17 protein-coding genes and 1 tRNA gene are annotated in these 17,076 nt (G+C 63.2%); 8 read left to right on the forward strand and 10 right to left on the reverse strand.

From position 1 onward, the window contains the following. Window positions 1-108: 108 nt before the first annotated feature. The gene (locus tag QNA11_RS13950; RefSeq protein ID WP_283483493.1) at window positions 109-1,371 is read left to right on the forward strand and encodes an alpha/beta hydrolase; all 1,263 of its coding nucleotides are present in this window, start codon (window positions 109-111) and stop codon (window positions 1,369-1,371) included. A gap of 191 nt (window positions 1,372-1,562) precedes the next feature. Here QNA11_RS13950 and QNA11_RS13955 read toward each other — a convergent pair whose 3' ends face one another. The 4 genes from QNA11_RS13955 to QNA11_RS13970 all read right to left on the reverse strand — a co-directional run bounded on the left by QNA11_RS13955 (window position 1,563) and on the right by QNA11_RS13970 (window position 5,786). Further along, on the reverse strand, window positions 1,563-2,657 hold the full coding sequence (locus QNA11_RS13955) for an alpha/beta hydrolase domain-containing protein (RefSeq protein ID WP_283483494.1): 1,095 nt from the start codon (window positions 2,655-2,657) through the stop codon (window positions 1,563-1,565). A 165-nt stretch (window positions 2,658-2,822) separates the two neighbouring features. Next, on the reverse strand, window positions 2,823-3,440 hold the full coding sequence (locus QNA11_RS13960) for a UdgX family uracil-DNA binding protein (RefSeq protein WP_283483495.1): 618 nt from the start codon (window positions 3,438-3,440) through the stop codon (window positions 2,823-2,825). A gap of 112 nt (window positions 3,441-3,552) precedes the next feature. Further along, the gene (locus QNA11_RS13965) at window positions 3,553-4,101 is read right to left on the reverse strand and encodes an RBBP9/YdeN family alpha/beta hydrolase (protein WP_283483496.1); all 549 of its coding nucleotides are present in this window, start codon (window positions 4,099-4,101) and stop codon (window positions 3,553-3,555) included. Then, complete coding sequence (locus QNA11_RS13970) at window positions 4,101-5,786, reverse strand: lysine--tRNA ligase (protein ID WP_283483497.1); 1,686 nt, start codon at window positions 5,784-5,786, stop codon at window positions 4,101-4,103. Before QNA11_RS13970 ends, QNA11_RS13965 begins: the two co-directional genes overlap by 1 nt. A 164-nt stretch (window positions 5,787-5,950) precedes the next feature. Here QNA11_RS13970 and QNA11_RS13975 point away from each other — a divergent pair, with 164 nt between their 5' ends. Both QNA11_RS13975 and QNA11_RS13980 read left to right on the forward strand, forming a co-directional pair. Further along, window positions 5,951-6,247 carry a hypothetical protein gene (locus tag QNA11_RS13975; RefSeq protein ID WP_283483498.1) on the forward strand — a complete coding sequence of 99 codons (297 nt, stop codon included), beginning with the start codon at window positions 5,951-5,953 and terminating at the stop codon, window positions 6,245-6,247. A 50-nt stretch (window positions 6,248-6,297) separates the two neighbouring features. Then, a complete protein-coding gene (locus QNA11_RS13980) occupies window positions 6,298-6,522 on the forward strand; it encodes a hypothetical protein (RefSeq protein WP_283483499.1) in 225 nt (74 codons plus the stop codon). A 145-nt stretch (window positions 6,523-6,667) separates the two neighbouring features. Here the strand turns inward: QNA11_RS13980 and QNA11_RS13985 are convergent, their stop codons facing one another. The 3 genes from QNA11_RS13985 to moaA form a co-directional block, all read right to left on the reverse strand. Next, a complete protein-coding gene (locus tag QNA11_RS13985) occupies window positions 6,668-6,982 on the reverse strand; it encodes a hypothetical protein (RefSeq protein WP_283483500.1) in 315 nt (104 codons plus the stop codon). Between the two features lie 421 nt (window positions 6,983-7,403). Continuing rightward, window positions 7,404-8,285, reverse strand: a complete 882-nt coding sequence (locus tag QNA11_RS13990) for an NAD(P)-dependent oxidoreductase (RefSeq protein WP_283483501.1) — start codon at window positions 8,283-8,285, stop codon at window positions 7,404-7,406. Between the two features lie 4 nt (window positions 8,286-8,289). Beyond that, window positions 8,290-9,327 (reverse strand): GTP 3',8-cyclase MoaA, encoded by a 1,038-nt coding sequence (moaA, locus tag QNA11_RS13995; RefSeq protein WP_283483502.1) that lies wholly within the window; start codon window positions 9,325-9,327, stop codon window positions 8,290-8,292. A gap of 195 nt (window positions 9,328-9,522) precedes the next feature. On the opposite strand from moaA, the gene QNA11_RS14000 reads away from it, so the two are divergent. Further along, the gene (locus QNA11_RS14000; protein WP_283483503.1) at window positions 9,523-9,897 is read left to right on the forward strand and encodes a gamma-butyrobetaine hydroxylase family protein; all 375 of its coding nucleotides are present in this window, start codon (window positions 9,523-9,525) and stop codon (window positions 9,895-9,897) included. A 138-nt stretch (window positions 9,898-10,035) separates the two neighbouring features. Further along, window positions 10,036-11,964 (forward strand): acetate--CoA ligase, encoded by a 1,929-nt coding sequence (acs, locus tag QNA11_RS14005; protein WP_283483504.1) that lies wholly within the window; start codon window positions 10,036-10,038, stop codon window positions 11,962-11,964. A gap of 19 nt (window positions 11,965-11,983) precedes the next feature. Here acs and QNA11_RS14010 read toward each other — a convergent pair. Beyond that, window positions 11,984-12,067 (reverse strand) — tRNA-OTHER (locus QNA11_RS14010). A gap of 89 nt (window positions 12,068-12,156) precedes the next feature. Beyond that, window positions 12,157-13,362, reverse strand: a complete 1,206-nt coding sequence (locus QNA11_RS14015) for a hypothetical protein (RefSeq protein WP_283483505.1) — start codon at window positions 13,360-13,362, stop codon at window positions 12,157-12,159. Window positions 13,363-13,558: 196 nt separating this feature from the next. Here QNA11_RS14015 and fabD point away from each other — a divergent pair, with 196 nt between their 5' ends. Further along, window positions 13,559-14,503: an ACP S-malonyltransferase gene (fabD, locus tag QNA11_RS14020; protein ID WP_283483506.1), complete on the forward strand. Its 945-nt coding sequence runs from the start codon at window positions 13,559-13,561 to the stop codon at window positions 14,501-14,503. Window positions 14,504-14,566: 63 nt separating this feature from the next. Here the strand turns inward: fabD and QNA11_RS14025 are convergent, their stop codons facing one another. After that, window positions 14,567-15,310, reverse strand: coding sequence for an outer membrane protein (locus QNA11_RS14025; protein WP_202070885.1), 744 nt, complete (start codon window positions 15,308-15,310; stop codon window positions 14,567-14,569). Window positions 15,311-15,708: 398 nt separating this feature from the next. On the opposite strand from QNA11_RS14025, the gene fabG reads away from it, so the two are divergent. Both fabG and QNA11_RS14035 read left to right on the forward strand, forming a co-directional pair. Further along, window positions 15,709-16,446, forward strand: coding sequence for a 3-oxoacyl-[acyl-carrier-protein] reductase (gene fabG / locus QNA11_RS14030; protein ID WP_283483507.1), 738 nt, complete (start codon window positions 15,709-15,711; stop codon window positions 16,444-16,446). Between the two features lie 309 nt (window positions 16,447-16,755). Then, complete coding sequence (locus QNA11_RS14035; RefSeq protein ID WP_016918578.1) at window positions 16,756-16,995, forward strand: acyl carrier protein; 240 nt, start codon at window positions 16,756-16,758, stop codon at window positions 16,993-16,995. Window positions 16,996-17,076 lie beyond the last annotated feature (81 nt).

A 17,076-nucleotide genomic window follows, 5' to 3' on the forward strand; every position in this document is an offset into this window, starting at 1 on the left:
CGCCCGGGACGGCGTGCGTTGACGCACCAGTCAAATTGCCGCCATAAATCTCGGACGCTTTTGCTTCGGCCTCCCGTGGGATCGTTCCTCTTTCGTCGGCGCTTTCAAATGCGATTTTCCATAAGGTTCATGCGCGCTCCGGCCGCTCTTCTGGCGCTCGGCCTCGCCGCCTGCGCGGGACGGCAGGAAGGCGTTCTTCTGCCCACCCACCAGCGCGCGCCGGGCACGAGCGTCGTCAATATGCTGGTGGCGACGACCCGCGCGCCCGACCTTAAAGACCCCGGCGAGATGTTCTCCGGCGAGCGCGGGGCCGGGCTTTCTTTTGCGGCGATGACCGTCTCGATCCCGCCCGACGCCTATCGGACGGTCGGCGAGGTGCAATGGCCCGAGAGCGCGCCGCCCGATCCAATGCGCGCCTTTACGACGGTCGACGCCGAGATTCTCAACCTGCCGGCGGCGATCGCAGATCTGAACAAGCGGCTCGCGCAAACGCCGAAGCGGCAGGTCCTGCTCTTCGTCCATGGCTACAACACGCGCTTCGCCGACGCGGTCTATCGCTTCGCCCAGATCGTGCACGATTCCGATGCGCCGGTCGCGCCGGTGCTCTTCACCTGGCCGTCGCGCGGCAAGCTGCTGCAATATGGCTATGATCATGAGAGCGCTAACTATTCCCGCGACGCGCTCGAAAACGTCCTGCAGGCGCTCGCGCGCGACCGCAATGTCGGGGAAATTTCGATCCTCGCTCATTCCATGGGCAATTGGGTGACGCTCGAAGCGCTGCGTCAGATGGCGATCCGCAATCGCGGCCTGCCGGACAAGATCAAAAATGTCATGCTCGCCTCGCCGGACGTCGATTTCGACGTCTTCAAGCGCCAGATTGCGACGATGGACGCCAGGCCGTCGATCTTCACGATTTTCGTCTCGCGTGACGACGAGGCGCTGGCGGTGTCGCGTCGCGTGTGGGGCGACAAGCCGCGAGTCGGCGCCGTCAATCCCAACGCCGAACCCTATCGCGACGTCTTCGCGCACGACCGCCTGCTGGTGGTCGATTTGACCGACGTCGCCTCGGGCGGCGAGGACAAGCTCGGCCATTCGAAATTCGCCGAGGCGCCCGGCGTGGTCCGCGCCATCGGCGCGCGGCTCGCCACCGGCCAGTCGCTGAGCGAAGGAGGCGCCGGGGTCGGCGACAAGCTCGGCATGGTCGCCGCCGGCGCGGCCTCGACGGTGGGCGTCGCGGCCGGGGCCGCCGTGGCGGCGCCCTTCGCCATCGTCGATCCGCGCACGCGCGAGAATTTCGCCGACCGGCTGCAGGCCGTGGGCGAGCAGGCCGGCGAAACGCTGCAGAGCGGCGCGAACGTGGCGCAGCCTTAGGGGCGCGCTGTCCATGCATTCATCGGCTTGAATGGCGCGCGTCGGGGTTCGTCATTCCCGGCGGGCTGAAAGCCCGACCGGGAATCCAGAGCCACAAAAGCGCTGGTTTTGCTCTGGATTCGCGATCGCCCGCTTTGCGGGCGTCGGGAATGACAGCGGGCTTTGCTGAAAGATGGACGCGCGCCCAATCCCTAAAAAGGCGCGGTCCTCGCGGCCGCGACATAAGCGTCGGCGTCCTCCTTCAGAAGCAGCCGCTCCTTGACGAGCTTGTCGGCGACAATCCGCATGGTCGCGACGAAATAGGCGCGCGAGCCATAGCGCTCGACAAGCGAGGGACGGGGATCGCCGGTTTTTTCGCGGTCCGTCTTCGTCGAGGGAAAAGGCAGAGCTACGCCCGCCGCACAGCCGGGGCCGGCTTTATCTTTTTGCACGCCAAATCCGGTGAAAGTCGCAATCGGCAGCGCCTGATCGGGCAGGCGCAGGCCCGCTGACTCATTCCCGTCGGCGTCGATTTTGGGAACGAGCCGCTCCCCCGAGGGCGGGGTCGGCAGCGCGGGGGTTTTCGGCCAAACGAGCTTGCGGGCGTCGACGAGATCGGCCACAGCCGGGACGCGCGAGGCTGGCGGCTTCACGCCCTTGGCCCAATCGTCCAGCACGACGAGCAGCGCCCGCAGCGCTGGGGCTTGCGAGCGCGTATTGAGAGGGCCGAGGCAATTGGCGCCCGCAATTGTCGTCGTTCCGGCGACAAAGAAGCGGCGGAGATTGGCGTCGTCCGGCCCTGCCGGCGCGGGCGGCGGCGGGGCGCGCCAATAGGCGTCGCTCCCCCAAGTCTCGATGCTGCGCGGTCCATTTGCCGCGCGGGCGTCCTGCAGCAACAACCCGTCGAACAGCGCCCCCGCCTCAGCGAGCGCCGCGCCCGTCTCGCCGGCGCCGCGCGCGAGAACCCTCCTGGCGCGGGTCGTTTCACGCAGACGCGGCAGCAGATCGCGCAACGCCTGAGCGCGAGCCGGCGCCGGCAGCTTGTCGAGATCCAGCGCAAAGACATTCATCCCGCGCCCCAGCGCCGTCGCCGCGAGATCCTCATTTTGCGCGGCGTCGACCAGCAAGGCGCCCCCCGGCGCCGCAGCTTTTGTGCGCAGCATTTTGGCGTCGAGGCGGTATTCCTTGCCCTCGATTTTCAGCGTCGCATGGACGTCGGAGCCCGACTCTTCGAATGTGACAAGCTCCGCGCGCGCCGGGGCTGAAAGAAGGAGGGCTGCGCAGAAAAGCGTGAAGCGTCTATCCATTCGAAACCAATCCATCATCAAGATCCGCTTGATTGGTTCGCTGTCATTCCCGACGCTCGCGAAGCGAGCGATCGGGAATCCAGAGCAAAACCATCGCTTCTGCGGCCCTGGATTCCCGGTCGGGCTTTCAGCCCGCCGGGAATGACACGTCCCCATGCGAGCTATTCAACCGGAAATGGTATCACCCGCCCGCGTCCATTCCGCGGCGATCTCCAGATCGCCGAGAAAGCGTGTCCACTCCCTGCGCTTATCTTCTTCTTCCTGAAGCCGCAGCAGAAAAGAGGGGTGGATGGTGGCGAGGAATTTGGCCTTTTCATCGAGGTCGATCAGGCGCCCGCGCAGCCGCGAGACGGGTTCGGAGCGGCCAAGCACGCCTCTTATCGCCGTGACGCCCATCGCCACGATGAGCCCAGGCTGGACGAGCCGCCGCTCCTGCTCCAGCCACCAGCGGCAGGCGTCGATTTCGCCGGCGTCCGGCTTTTTGTGCAGGCGGCGTTTGCCGCGCGGCTCGAATTTGAAATGTTTCACCGCATTGGTGATGAAGCATTCCTCGCGGGGCAGATGGACCTTGGCGAGCGCCTTGTCGAGGAGACGCCCGGCCGGGCCGACGAAGGGGCGGCCCGAGAGGTCTTCCACGTCGCCCGGCTGCTCGCCGACCAGCATTACCCGCGCGCCGCGCGGCCCCTCGCCGGGGACGGCTTGCGTCGCGTTGCGATAGAGCGGGCAGCGCGTGCAGATTTCTTCCTCGCCGGCGAGCGCCGCGAGAGTGAGGAACTCGGACATTAGAGGCTAACGCCGGGAGCCGCTGAGAGTTCGTTCCTCGTGGACCGCGCGCCTTCAGGCGCGCATCTAAGCTTGGGCGAGCCTGAAGGCTCGCGGTCCACGCGGCGGCGCCCTACAGCTTCGCCACAAAATGCGCGAAGGCCAGCGATCCCTCCGGCCAGGGGCCGTGGCCGCTGTCGACATTGATATGCCCGACCGCGCCAGCGTCGATGAAACGCGCGCCGATGTCCTGCGCCAGGTTCTGCGCAAAAGAAGCGTCGGAATAAGGATCGTCGTTGCTGCCGACCACGATCGCCGGGAATGGCAGGCGTGTGCGCGGGATGGGCAAAAAGGCGGAGTCGATCGTCGGCATCTCGCGGAGGACCGCCTCGGACGGCGGCGCAACCAGGAATGCCCCGGCGATCTTTTCACCAAATTGCTGCGCAGCATAAAGCGCAGCAATAACCCCGAGGGAATGGGCGACGAGCACCACCGGCCGCTTGGCCGAGCGAATGTCCCGGGAGATCGCCTCGACCCATTCCGCCCGGTTAGGGCTCGCCCAGTCGCGCTGTTCGACCCGGCGGGCGGTCGACAGCTTCTGCTCCCAGCGGCTCTGCCAATGGTCCGGTTCCGAGCCGAGATAACCCGGAATGACGAGTATATCCGCGTCGGCGGCGCGCATCAGGCGGCCGACTTCACAAAGGCGCCGGCAAGCGCGTCGTCGATCAGCTTGCGCGTGTTCGCGACGCCATAGAGCGCGGTGAAGGAGCCGAAGCGCGGACCTTTCTTCTCGCCGAGCAGCACCTCATAGAGCATGTTGAAGAAATCGTTGGAGACGCCCGGCCGCTCCGGCGTCGCATTCTTGGCGGCGAAGTCCTGATAGCGCGGCACGGCGCGGCCGACGTCGTAGAGGGCGGTTTGAATGTCTTCCGCCGTCGCGCTGTGCGGCAGCGCGCCGAGCACCGCGTCGATCTTGGCGAGCACTTCGCGCTCGACCTCGTCGGCCGCGCGATATTGCTTCGCCGGCTTCACGAAGTCGCGGAAGTAAGCGACCGCATAGCCGACAAGCTTGTCGAGATGCGGATGGTTCTCCGGCGAGGCGGAGGGCGCATAGCGGCGCAGGAAGCCCCACAGAACCGCCGGGTCCTCGGCGTTGGCGACGGCCGCGAGATTGAGCAGCATGGAGAAGGAGACGCTCGTCCCCTTCGCCTCGCCCTCATGGGCGAGCGTCTCGGGCGGCGGCGGATTGCCGGCGTGAATGTGCCACACTGGATTGCCGAGCCGGTTCTTCCAATCCTGGCGCTGATAGGCGTCGAGGAAGTTCAGATAATCGTCCACGGCGCGCGGAATGACGTCGAAAGAGAGACGCTTCGCCGCCGTCGGCTTTTGAAACATGAACTGCGCGAGGCTCTCGGGGCTGGCGTAGGTCAGCCATTCCTCGATCGTCAGGCCATTGCCCTTCGACTTCGAAATCTTCTGGCCCTTCTCGTCGAGGAAGAGCTCGTAATTGAAGCCCTCCGGCGGACGGCCGCCGAGCGCGCGCACGATCTGGCCCGAGAGCTTGACCGAGTCGATCAAATCCTTGCCGGCCATTTCGTAATCGACGCCGAGCGCATACCAGCGCATGGCCCAGTCGGGCTTCCATTGCAGCTTGCAATGGCCGCCGGTGACGGGGCTCGTGAACTTTTCGCCCGTTTCCGGATCGACCCAGTCGATCGTGCCCGCCTCGGCGTCCATGCCGGTGAGCGCGACCTGCATGACGACGCCGGTCTTGGGGTGAATCGGCAGGAAGGGCGAATAGGTCGCCGCGCGCTCCTCGCGGAAGCTCGGCAGCATGATCTTCATGACCGCATCATAGCGGGCAAGCATATGCTTCAACGCCGCGTCGAAGCGCCCGCCTTTGTAATAGTCGGTCGAGGAGGCGAATTCATAGTCGAAGCCGAAGGCGTCGAGAAAGGCGCGCAGTCGCGCATTATTGTGCGCGCCGAAACTATCATGCGTGCCGAAGGGGTCCGGCACCTGCGTCAGCGGCTTGCCGAGATGGGCCGCGACCAGCTCCTTATTGGGGATGTTGTCAGGAACTTTGCGCAGCCCGTCCATGTCGTCGGAGAAGGCGATGAGGCGCGTGGCGATCTTGCCTTCGGTGAGCACCTCGAAAGCGCGGCGCACCATGCTGGTGCGGGCTACTTCGCCGAAAGTGCCGATATGCGGCAGGCCCGAGGGGCCATAGCCGGTCTCGAACAGGACGGAGGTCTGGCCGCTGTCCTTCACCCTTTTGACGAGCTTCTTCGCCTCCTCGAAAGGCCAGGCGGGAGAGACGCGCGCGGCGTCGAGAAGTTCGGGCGAAAAGGTCAACGAAGCGGGCATGTGCGAGGCGCAACCATCGAGCGTGTGTGGGAAGCGCGGCACAGTAGGGAGCGGCGCGGGGGGCGTCAACGCTTAGGATGGCCTATGATTGGCCAACGCAGAGTTCGTGCCTTTTTTAGCGGCCTACAAATCGTCATTTACGCAATCGAGGCGAACAAGCCCCTTTGGCACTGCTCGGAAAACTGTCGTTTATTGAGTCGATTGATTTGCACTCTCTTTATCCATCGCATACATTTATTTTGAGCTTCGGGGTGGGTGTGGGTGCAAATCCCACTGCATGGTTCGTCGCGGTCGTCTTTCTCATCGTCGTTCGTTTTTTGATCGATAATGGAAAGGAGACGCCAATGAATAAAACGACCTGTGTAAATCCCGGACTAACTCACGCCTTCGCCCTCGCTGAAACCACCTGGGCGATCGCAACGAATGTTGTGGCCGGGTTTGTTATCCTCTCCATCCATTGAAAAGGCGCTTCCCTAATGGTCGAGCGCCTTTTCTTTATTGATCCGAGAAGATGAAGATGCCACGGCCGCCGCAATTTGCGCGCTTGTCACGTTTAGAAGCTAGGCTGACCGAGGCCGTCAAAGTTGCCTATCAGGAGGCCTTGCAGCGCGACCAGCGGGCGCAACCGGTCGCCTTGCGCCTTGCCGCCGTTCATGCCCGCGTGCGCGCTGCCGGCCGCACCGGAAAGAAGGCTGATAAGGCTTTTTTCGATCGAGAATGGGGCGCGACCGAATGAGCCGCCTCGTCACGATTGAGACAAGCGCGCTGTCAAAGAATTTTGAAAAAATAAGGGTTTAAAAAAACAGAAGGCGAGGCGCTCGTTGCGAGCCGCCTTCGCCTTCCAGTCGGCCTTCGACCGCGCGAGTTGGAACGCCCTGCGCTCAGTTGGCGCAGGTCACGCTGCGCATATAGCGGACGCGACCCTTCTCGTCTGTGCTTGGCTTCAGAACGAGCGTGCAGTCTTCGTCCTCGGCGCCATAGGCGCGTCCCACCCTGATCGCCGGTCCACGCGCAAGCGGGCGCAGGCCATCGTCATTGAGGCTCACCGCCGCCTTGACGGCTGCGGGGGACTGTCCCTTCAGGGTCGGCGCGGTGGGGGCCGCGGCGACGGCGGCGCAGAGCCCACAGGCGACCGTGAAACCAAGGACAATCCGCGACGAGCGGCTTGCAAACGGGCTTTCGCGCGTGACGGCCATAACAGCCTCCCCCCGAACAGGTTTGCGGCAGGACTTGTCCCAGAGCCGAATGCCCTTGGGTGTTCCTTTTTTTGTCGGGGGGAAACGCCGAGCCGTAGAAATGGTTGCATTCAAGCCACAGAAAAATTCATTCTTAGCCACGACCGGCCATATTTGTGCCTCAATGCTCAACCTTGGCCGCAGTCATTCCAGCGCTCGCGCCGCGAGCAAACCAGCGCTCTTGCGGCTCTGGATTCCCGATCGGGCCTTCGGCCCGTCGGGAATGACAAGCACCGATGCGAGCTATTCAAACGGAAAGTGGCCCGTCTTTGCGAAGAGCGAAGCGACGGAGCAATCCAGGGCAGCCGTCGCGGCCCTGGATTGCTTCGCTTCGCTCGCAATGACGGTGGGCCCTAAGGCGGGTGTTCAAACGGGAATGCTGTTACTTCTCCAGCCGCGCGAAGAGGCTCGACGTATCCCAGCGCTTGCCGCCCATCGTCTCGACCTCGGCGTAGAACTGGTCCACCAGCGCCGCGACAGGGAGCTTCGCGCCATTGCGACGCGCTTCCGCCAGGCAGATGGCGAGGTCTTTGCGCATCCACTCCACGGCGAAGCCATGGTCGAATTCGCCGGCGAGCATGGTCTTGGTGCGGTTTTCCATCTGCCAGGATTGCGCTGCGCCGTTCTTCAGAAGGTCCATCACAGCGGCGGCGTCGAGGCCAGACGCTTTGGCGAAATGCAGCGCCTCCGAGAGGCTCTGGATCAAGCCCGCGATGGTGATCTGGTTCACCATTTTAGTGAGCTGGCCGGCGCCCGGAGGCCCCATCAGCCGGCAGGCGCGGGCGTATGAGGCGATCACCGGCTCGGCGCGTGCGAAAACCTCCGGCTCCGCCCCGCACATGACCGTCAGCGCGCCATTCTCCGCCCCCGCCTGTCCGCCGGAGATCGGCGCGTCGATGGCGCCGAGGCCGCGGCTCTTTGCTTCCGCATAAAGCTCGCGGGCGATTTGCGCAGAGGCGGTCGTATGGTCGACGAAAATGGCGCCTTCCGTCATGCCGGCGAAGGCGCCGTCCGGTCCGAGCGTCACCGAGCGCAAATCGTCGTCATTGCCCACGCAGGTAAAGACGAAATCAGCCCCCTCGGCGGCCTGACGGGGTGTCGGGGCCCATTTTGCTGCGCCTTGCTGCAGCGCAGCAAATTTCTCGGCCTTCGCCGTGGTGCGATTATAGACTGTGACCTTGTGACCGCTGCGGGCGAGATGCCCCGCCATGGGGAAACCCATGACGCCGAGGCCGAGAAAAGCGACATTCTTGGAAACGGACATTCTCTCAACCGCCTGTCGTGCTCATATGGCGGGAGACCGCCGGGATCTGGGTCGCCCGGTCGATGACGAAGTCATGACCCTTGGGCTTACGCAAAATCGCGGCCTCGATGGCGGCATGGAGCAGCGCGTCGTCGCCGCTGTCGCGCAGCGGCGCGCGCAGATCGGCGGCGTCTTCCTGGCCGAGGCACATGTAGAGCGTGCCGGTGCAAGTGACGCGGACGCGGTTGCAGCTCTCGCAGAAATTATGGGTGAGGGGCGTGATGAAACCGACGCGCCCGCCGGTCTCCTCGGCGCGCATGTAGCGCGCCGGGCCGCCGGTGCGATAGTCGATCTCGGTGAGGGTGAGCGCTTCCGAGAGCCTGTCCCGCACCTGCGTCATCGGCAGATATTGATCGACCCGCGCCGGCCCGTCGATTTCGCCGAGCGGCATGACCTCGATGAAGGTCATGTCCATGCCGCGCTCATGCGCGAAGCGCACGAGAGGGACGAATTCGTCCTCGTTCACGCCCTTGAGCGCCACGGCGTTGAGCTTGACCTTCAACCCGGCCTTCAACGCCGCGTCCACGCCGGCCAGCACCCGTGCATGGTCGCCCGTGCGGGTCAGCGCCCGGAAGCGGTCCGGGTCCAGCGTGTCGAGCGAGACGTTGATGCGCTCAACCCCACAATCGACAAGCTGCGAGGCAAAGCGCGCGAGCTGCGAGCCATTGGTGGTGAGCGTCAGCTCCTCGAGCTTGCCGGAGACGAGGTGGCGCGACAGCGCGCGGAAGAGCTTCATCAGATCATGGCGCACCAGCGGCTCGCCGCCGGTGATGCGCAGCTTCTTCGTGCCGCGCGCAATGAAAGCCGTGCAGAGGCGGTCCAGCTCTTCGAGCGTGAGCAGGTCCTTCCGAGGCAGGAAGGTCATATGCTCGGACATGCAATAGACGCAGCGGAAATCGCAGCGATCGGTCACCGAGACGCGCACATAGGAAACCGCGCGCCCGAATGGATCTATAAGCGGCGCGGGCGCCGCGATCGCGGGCCGATGGGCATGGGCGTTCATCTGGTTAGGCTTCCTCGGGGACGGTCGCGCGCCGTCTTGATCCTTTCATATATTGCTGTCCGTCACAGCCGTGAAGCCAGCAATTTCCGTGCAGCCATCGGGATTTCCAATAAGACCGGCGGGCTGGCGGCAGATTTCGCGGCATAATAGGCTTTCCCCCAACCGCGCCGCGGGGCGCATCATTGGAGCCCTCACTTGACCGCCGAACCCTGGCCCACCGAAATCCGCCTGCTCGACAACGGCCATAATCTGCGCATTTCCTTCGACGATGGGGCGAGCTTCACGACGAGCGCGGAGCTTTTGCGGGTGCGCAGCCCCAGCGCCGAGGTGCAGGGCCATTCGCCGGCGGACCAGAAGACCGTGGGCGGCAAGCGCAATGTCGCGATCATCGGCGTCGCGCCGGTCGGCAATTACGCGATCAGGCTCGACTTCGACGACCTCCACAAGACCGGCATCTACACCTGGCGCTATCTGCGCGAGCTGGGCGAGACGGCGGAAGCGAGCTTTGCGGCCTATCTGCGAGAGCTGGCGGCAAAAGGGCTCGATCGCGACCGGCCGGGAGAGGCGTAAGGCGAGAAGCGGGCCTGAAGGCCCGCGGTCCAGAGACGCCGCGCGCCTTCCGGCGCGCAAAGAGGACAAGCCCTGCCGGGGCTGTTACCATCGACAGACAAGACGCCCGCCTCACGGGACGAGAAACAAGGGAAAGAAATGTCCGAGAAGATCTACCCCGTCCCGGAGGACTGGAAGAACGCCCGCGTCGATGAAGCGACTTACCGCGCCCTCTACGAGCGCTCGCTGAAGGACCCCGACGGCTTCTGGGCGGAGCAGGCGCAGCGGATCGAGTGGATTTCGCCCTTCACCACGGTGAAGCGCTCGAGCTTCGACACGCATAACGTCTCGATCAAATGGTTCGAGGACGGGACGACCAATGTCGCGATGAATTGCATCGACCGGCATCTGCCCGAGCGCGCGAACCAGACGGCGATCATCTGGGAGGGCGACGATCCGTCCGTCTCGAAGCACATCACCTATGGCCAATTGCACGATCATGTCTGCCGCTTCGCCAATGTGCTGAAAAAACACGGCGTCAAGAAGGGCGACCGCGTCACCATCTATCTGCCGATGATCCCCGAGGCCGCCTACGCCATGCTGGCCTGCGCGCGCATCGGCGCCATTCACTCCGTCGTCTTCGGCGGCTTTTCGCCCGAGGCGCTCGCCGGACGCATCGAGGACGCGGCCTCGGACGTCATCGTCACGGCTGACGAAGGCCTGCGCGGCGGCCGCAAAGTGGCGCTGAAAGCCAATGTCGACGCCGCGCTGGAAAAGGTGGAGGCGAAAAGCGTCATCGTCGTCACGCGCACGGGCGCGGAGATCGACTGGGTTCCCGGCCGCGACTTCCGCTACGAGGAAGAAGCGGCGAGCGTTCACGCCGACTGCCCCTATGCGGAAATGGGCGCCGAGGACCCGCTCTTCATCCTCTATACGTCGGGCTCGACGGGCAAGCCCAAGGGCGTGCTGCACACCACGGGCGGCTATCTCGTCTATACGTCGCTCACCCATGAGCTCGTCTTCGACTATCGCCCGGGCGAGGTTTATTGGTGCACGGCGGACGTCGGCTGGGTGACGGGCCACAGCTACATCCTCTACGGCCCGCTCGCCAATGGCGCGACGACGCTGATGTTCGAAGGCGTGCCCAATTACCCCAGCGTCTCCCGCTTCTGGGACGTCATCGACAAGCATGGAGTCAACATCTTCTACACCGCGCCCACCGCCATCCGCGCGCTAATGGCGGCGGGCGAGGAGCCGGTAAAAAAATCCAGCCGCAAATCGCTGCGCCTGCTCGGCTCCGTTGGCGAGCCGATCAACCCGGAAGCCTGGGAGTGGTATCATCGCGTCGTGGGCGAAGATCGCTGCCCGATCGTCGACACCTGGTGGCAGACCGAGACGGGCGGCATTCTGATCGCGCCTTTGCCCGGCGCGACCGCGCTGAAGCCGGGCTCCGCGACGCGGCCGCTTTTCGGCGTCTTTCCCGAGATCGTCGACAGCGCCGGCGAAGTGCTGGAGGGCGCCTGCGAGGGCAATCTCGTCATCGCCGATTCATGGCCCGGCCAGGTCCGCACGGTTTTTGGCGACCATGAGCGCTTCGTGCAGACCTATTTCTCCACCTATTCCGGCAAATATTTCACCGGCGACGGCGCGCGGCGCGACGCGGACGGTTATTACTGGATCACGGGCCGCGTCGACGACGTCATCAACGTCTCCGGCCACCGCCTCGGCACGGCGGAAATCGAAAGCGCCCTCGTCGCCCATGAGAAGGTCTCGGAAGCCGCCGTCGTCGGCTATCCGCATGATCTCAAGGGCCAAGGCATCTACGCCTATGTGACGCTGATGGAAGGCGCCCACCCCACCGAGCATTTGCGCAAAGAGCTGGTGAAATGGGTGCGCGAAGAAATCGGCCCCATCGCGACCCCTGATGTGATCCAATTCGCGCCGGGCCTGCCCAAGACCCGCTCGGGCAAGATCATGCGGCGGATTTTGCGGAAGATTGCGGAAGGAGAGTTCGGGTCGCTGGGGGATACGTCGACGCTGGCGGAGCCGGGGGTGGTTGAGGAGCTGGTGCGGGGGAGGCCGGTGTAAGGATTGTAATTCTAAAGTTGCGCAGCGGCAGGACTCGAACCTGCGACCTCCCCGCCCAGCAACTGACGACAACGGGGGCTCTATCCAACTGAGCTACGCTGCACGACCCGCGTTTTGTTCGGATCGTGCTCTTTATGGACTTCCCTCGTGCGGCGTTGTTGACCTGCTTCTCTCGAAAACGGACAATTCAGGTCAACTGCGCCGTGAGCGTCTAATTTCCCCAATGGCAATTTGCAGCTCCAATAAACTGGCATCCGACCTTTTCAAGTCGTCCCGCCATTGCCGTTGATCTTGCTCGCTGTAATGGCTCGCCCATACCAGAAAAGGCCCATGCTTCTGCGCGGTTTCCATGAGCTTCTCAAGTGCGTCAGCCTTGCGCAGCGAGATTTGCTCTTGCATAAATGGGTCGAAATTTCGACTCGTTCCGAAAGATTCCCAGAAAGCAATCTCCTTTGATAGACGTTTTCTGTCGGCACGAATGCCTCGGAAGTTATCAGCTTCAACCTCAACTTGCCATTCACTGCTGCTTTCCCTTCTAAGTTCCCTCTCGTGCTCATCTAATTCTTTGCGAAGGTCATTGCGAGCAAACCTACCGATTGCCCCAGCAAAGCTAGATTCCGCGTCGCTTGTTGACAGCTCGAAGATCAAACCGCACAAAGCCGCGAAATCTGACCCAGGTGTCGTAACAAATTCCGGTCTATCAAATTGCAGCGACATCCTGTATGCTACTTTTACTACATATGACTTAGGGCTTCCATCTGCAACCATCAATGGCTGATTACCGCTCTTATCGCGATACAATGTAAGGTCTGAGACAAACATAAGATGCATTAGGGAGTGTCTTAATTCATCATAACATCTGTATGATTTGTCATTGTTTCTGATTATATGCAACACTGACTCTCTATGTGCTTCATATTCGTAGCTCACGTGCGCTTTAGCCAGATCCATTGCATAAATCAACTCATCGACTTTTTGTCGCAAGTCTAAAATATTTTCCCTAGCTACTTTCAACTCGCGGTTCCTATGGCCGGCTTTCCGCATCAATGGTATTGCATCGCAGCAGTCGTCAATCTGCAAAAAAGCCGAAAGAAGATCACCTTCTTCACGGATCGTTAAAAGTCTAAATATCGTAGGAAGAAGGTTGCAGGCGCGCCTGAAATATGTTTTGCGCTGACTAATAATATTTATAGCCTCTTCTTCTGATATTTCTGCACAAATAAAACGATCTATGAGATAAAAAGGCAAACAATCTCCCGCTTCTGGCAAAATGCTATTCGCCACTTCTCGTCTCTTATCCGAGTTCACTGATGAGTGCGCCCAATTATGAAGACGCACCATCAAATCGAGAGGCATCGGCTCATCTGCTTGAATGAATTTAAAAACGTCGGAAATCACGGTGTCGTAACCCCCTCTTGTGAACCACCTTCAAAGCTGATCTGCAAACGGCTCTTCTAATGCCTTGACGGCGCAAACCTCAGTCGGCCTCTTTTGGCCGAGCGCCCACGCCGCCGCTCGCATCCGGCAAAACTTGACACGCCGCGCCCGCCAATGCCACTCGCGCCCCGACACGTAACGAAAGGGCGGAACGCACATGGCGAAGGCATTTATTTTTCCCGGTCAAGGTTCGCAGTCGGTCGGCATGGGCAAGGCGCTCGCCGAGAGCTTCGCGCCGGCGCGCGCGGTTTTCGAGGAGGTCGATTCGGCCCTGTCGCAACCGCTTTCCAAGCTGATGTTCGAAGGCCCGGAAACCGAACTCACGCTCACCGCCAATGCGCAGCCGGCGCTGATGGCCGTCTCGCTCGCCGCGATTCGCGTGCTCGAGGCCGAATGCGGTCTCGATCTCGCCCGCGACGCCGCCTTCGTCGCCGGCCATTCGCTCGGCGAATATTCGGCGCTTGCCGCCGCCGGGGCGCTTTCCATCGGCGATACGGCGAAGCTGCTGCGCATTCGCGGCGACGCCATGCAGAAGGCCGTGCCGGTGGGCGAAGGAGCCATGGCGGCGCTGCTCGGCGCCGAGCTCGATCAGGCCAAGGAGATCGCGGCCGAGGCGGCCGCCGCCCTTTCCGCCTGCTGCCAGGTGGCCAATGACAATGGCGGCGGGCAGGTCGTCATTTCCGGCGCGAAAGGCGCGGTCGAAAAGGCGATGGAGATCGCCAAGGACAAGGGCATCAAGCGCGCCGTGCTGCTGCCGGTCTCCGCGCCCTTCCATTGCGCCCTGATGCAGCCCGCCGCCGACGCCATGGCCGCCGTGCTCGCCGGCGCCGCCATCTCTGCGCCCCGCGTCCCCGTCGTCGCCAATGTCACCGCGGCGCCGGTCACGGAGCCCGAAACGATTCGCCGGCTGCTGGTCGAGCAGGTGACGGGCGCGGTGCGCTGGCGCGAATGCGTCTCTTACATTGCGGCGCAGGGGGTGGATAAGTTCGTCGAAGTCGGCTCGGGCAAGGTGCTCGCCGGCCTTCTGAAGCGAATCGCGCCCGGCGTCACGGGCATTTCTGTCGGCGCGCCGGCCGATCTCGACGCCTACCGGGCTTTCTAAGCCCGCTAAAAAAGAAAAGCCCGGCCGAGTGGCCGGGCTTCCCATCTTCGGCTGAAAGCCGAATCAGTACTTCGCGAGCACCGGAGCCGGAGCGCCGCCGAAGTTGAAGTGATAGTTCACGCCCGCGCGGACCGTGTGGAAGCGGGTGTGATTGTTGACGTTGTTCAGACCCCAGCCGGGGTTGAAGAACGCGTTCTGGTTGCTGCCGCTGATATCCGTGTAGAGATATTCAGCCTTGGCCGACCAGTTCGGCAGGAACTGCCACTCGACGCCGCCGCCAGCGGTCCAGCCGGTCTGCACGGTGCTGTACTGGTTCCACCAGGAGTTACGCTGCACCTCGCCATAGGCGAAGCCGCCCGTGCCATAGACCAGGAACTGCGAGTAGCCCGGGAAGTTGAAGCCGACGCGGCCACGAACGGTGCCGAACCAGTTGATGCGAGCGCGGTCAGCGCCGCCCCACCAGCCGTTGCCGCCGCCCGAGCCGATGCTCGTGCCCTGGAAGTCGGTCTCGAGACCGACGACGAACAGCGGGGAGAGCTGGTAGTTGTAGCCGATCTGGCCGCCGCCGACGACGCCGCCGGAGCCGCCGTTACCCGAGTTCCAGCCCCAATTCGCGACGTTGGAGGAGGAGGAATCCTGCCAGCCGCCGCCGATGTTCAGACCGGCGTAGAAGCCCGTCCAGGTGAGGACCGGCGGCGGGGGAACGAAAACCGGCGGCGGAGCCTTGCGGGAAGGCAGATCCGCAGCCTGCGCAGCGCCGGCCGCCAAGGCGGCCGCGACGGCGATAGCGGAGAGAGTCGTCTTCATTTCATAACCCTTTGCTCAAGTCAGAAACCAAAAATGGCCGCATCCGCCCTGACTTGGCGGCTCTAAGGTGATGCGGACCCCAAGCACAGCGATTGTGTCCGAAAACGAGATTCGAATTCAACCAAGGATGCGCAGAATCTGGCCGCGCCAGAGCTGAAACCTTGCCGGTGTGGTATTTGTGTCACAAGAGAACCTGGCCAGTTTACAGAATGTTAGCCATAATTTTTTCCTGTTTCTTTAAGGACGTATGGTTGCGGCGACAAATTCCCGCCGCCTTGGCGCCGCATTTGCCCCCAGCCCCCGAAAGGGCCTCGCAATTTTCCGATTTGCCGTTAAACGGAAACGAGAAAAGAACCGGCGCGGCGCGGCGCGTCGCGCCCGGTCAGGGAGGGCCGTTGATGTTCGATTTATCAGGCAAGACCGCGTTGGTGACGGGCGCGAGCGGAGGCATCGGCAAGGACATCGCCCGCGGCCTCGTCGCGGCCGGGGCGACGGTGGCGCTTTCCGGCACGCGCCGCGAAGCGCTCGAGGCGCTTGCCGCCGAAATCGGCGGGACCACGCATGTCGTCCCCTGCAATCTCGCCGATAAGGAAGACGCCGAGAAGCTCGTTCCGGCGGCGGAAGCGGCGATGGGCGGAGTCGATATTCTCGTCAACAACGCCGGCGTCACGCGCGACATGCTCTTCATGCGCCTGAAGGACGAGGACTGGAACACAGTGCTCGACATCAATCTCACCGCGGCCTTCCGCCTCTCGCGCGCCGTGTTGCGCGGCATGATGAAGAAGCGCTTCGGCCGAATCATCGGCATCACCTCCGTCGTCGGCGTCACCGGCAATCCGGGCCAGGGCAATTACGCCGCGGCGAAGGCGGGCATGATCGGCATGTCGAAATCGCTCGCGGGCGAGGTCGCCTCGCGCGGCGTCACCGTCAACTGCGTCGCGCCCGGCTTCATCGAGAGCCCGATGACCGACGGCCTCACCGACGCCCAGAAGGAAAGAATCCTGTCCGCCGTGCCGGCCGGCCGCCTCGGAACCGGCGCCGACGTCGCCGCCGCGGTCGTTTATCTCGCGAGCGTGGAGGCGGGCTACGTGACCGGCCAGACGCTGCACGTCAATGGCGGCATGGCCATGATATAAAAGGCGAAAACTGGCGGCGGCGGCGCTGGTTTTTTGCCGCCGCAACGCCGCCTCGCGCCCGATTTTCTCGAAAACGCGCGAAAGCCTGGGCCCTCTCGCCAACCCAATGGAAGTGTGTTACCAGACCTCGCCGCGAGTGGGGCGGCGCCGCCGTATTTCCCAGAGACTAGAGGGCATGAGCGCAGCTTTGCCGCGCCGCCCTCGGGACGCGGCCGGCGCACATGAAATCTTTGGAGAACACGGCGAGCGGATAATGTTCCGCATCGTCGAATCGGTGCGGCTGCACCACAGCAACAGGGACTAAATCAGATGAGCGATGTCGCCGAGCGCGTGAAGAAGATCGTTGTCGAACACCTCGGCGTCGAGCCCGAAAAGGTTGTCGACAAGGCCAATTTCATCGACGATCTGGGCGCCGACTCGCTCGACACCGTCGAGCTGGTCATGGCTTTCGAAGAAGAATTCGGCGTCGAGATCCCCGACGACGCGGCGGAGACCATTCTCACGGTCGGCGACGCCGTGAAGTTCCTCGAGAAGGCCAAGGCCGCCTGATCAGGCGCTGACGAGAAAGGCGCGCCGGCGGCAGGCCGCGCGCTTTTTCCATCGCGCGCCGCCCGACGACTCCGACGGGCG

This window comes from Methylocystis sp. JR02, from assembly GCF_030063565.1.
In the GTDB taxonomy this organism is placed as follows: Bacteria; Pseudomonadota; Alphaproteobacteria; order Rhizobiales; family Beijerinckiaceae; genus Methylocystis; species Methylocystis iwaonis.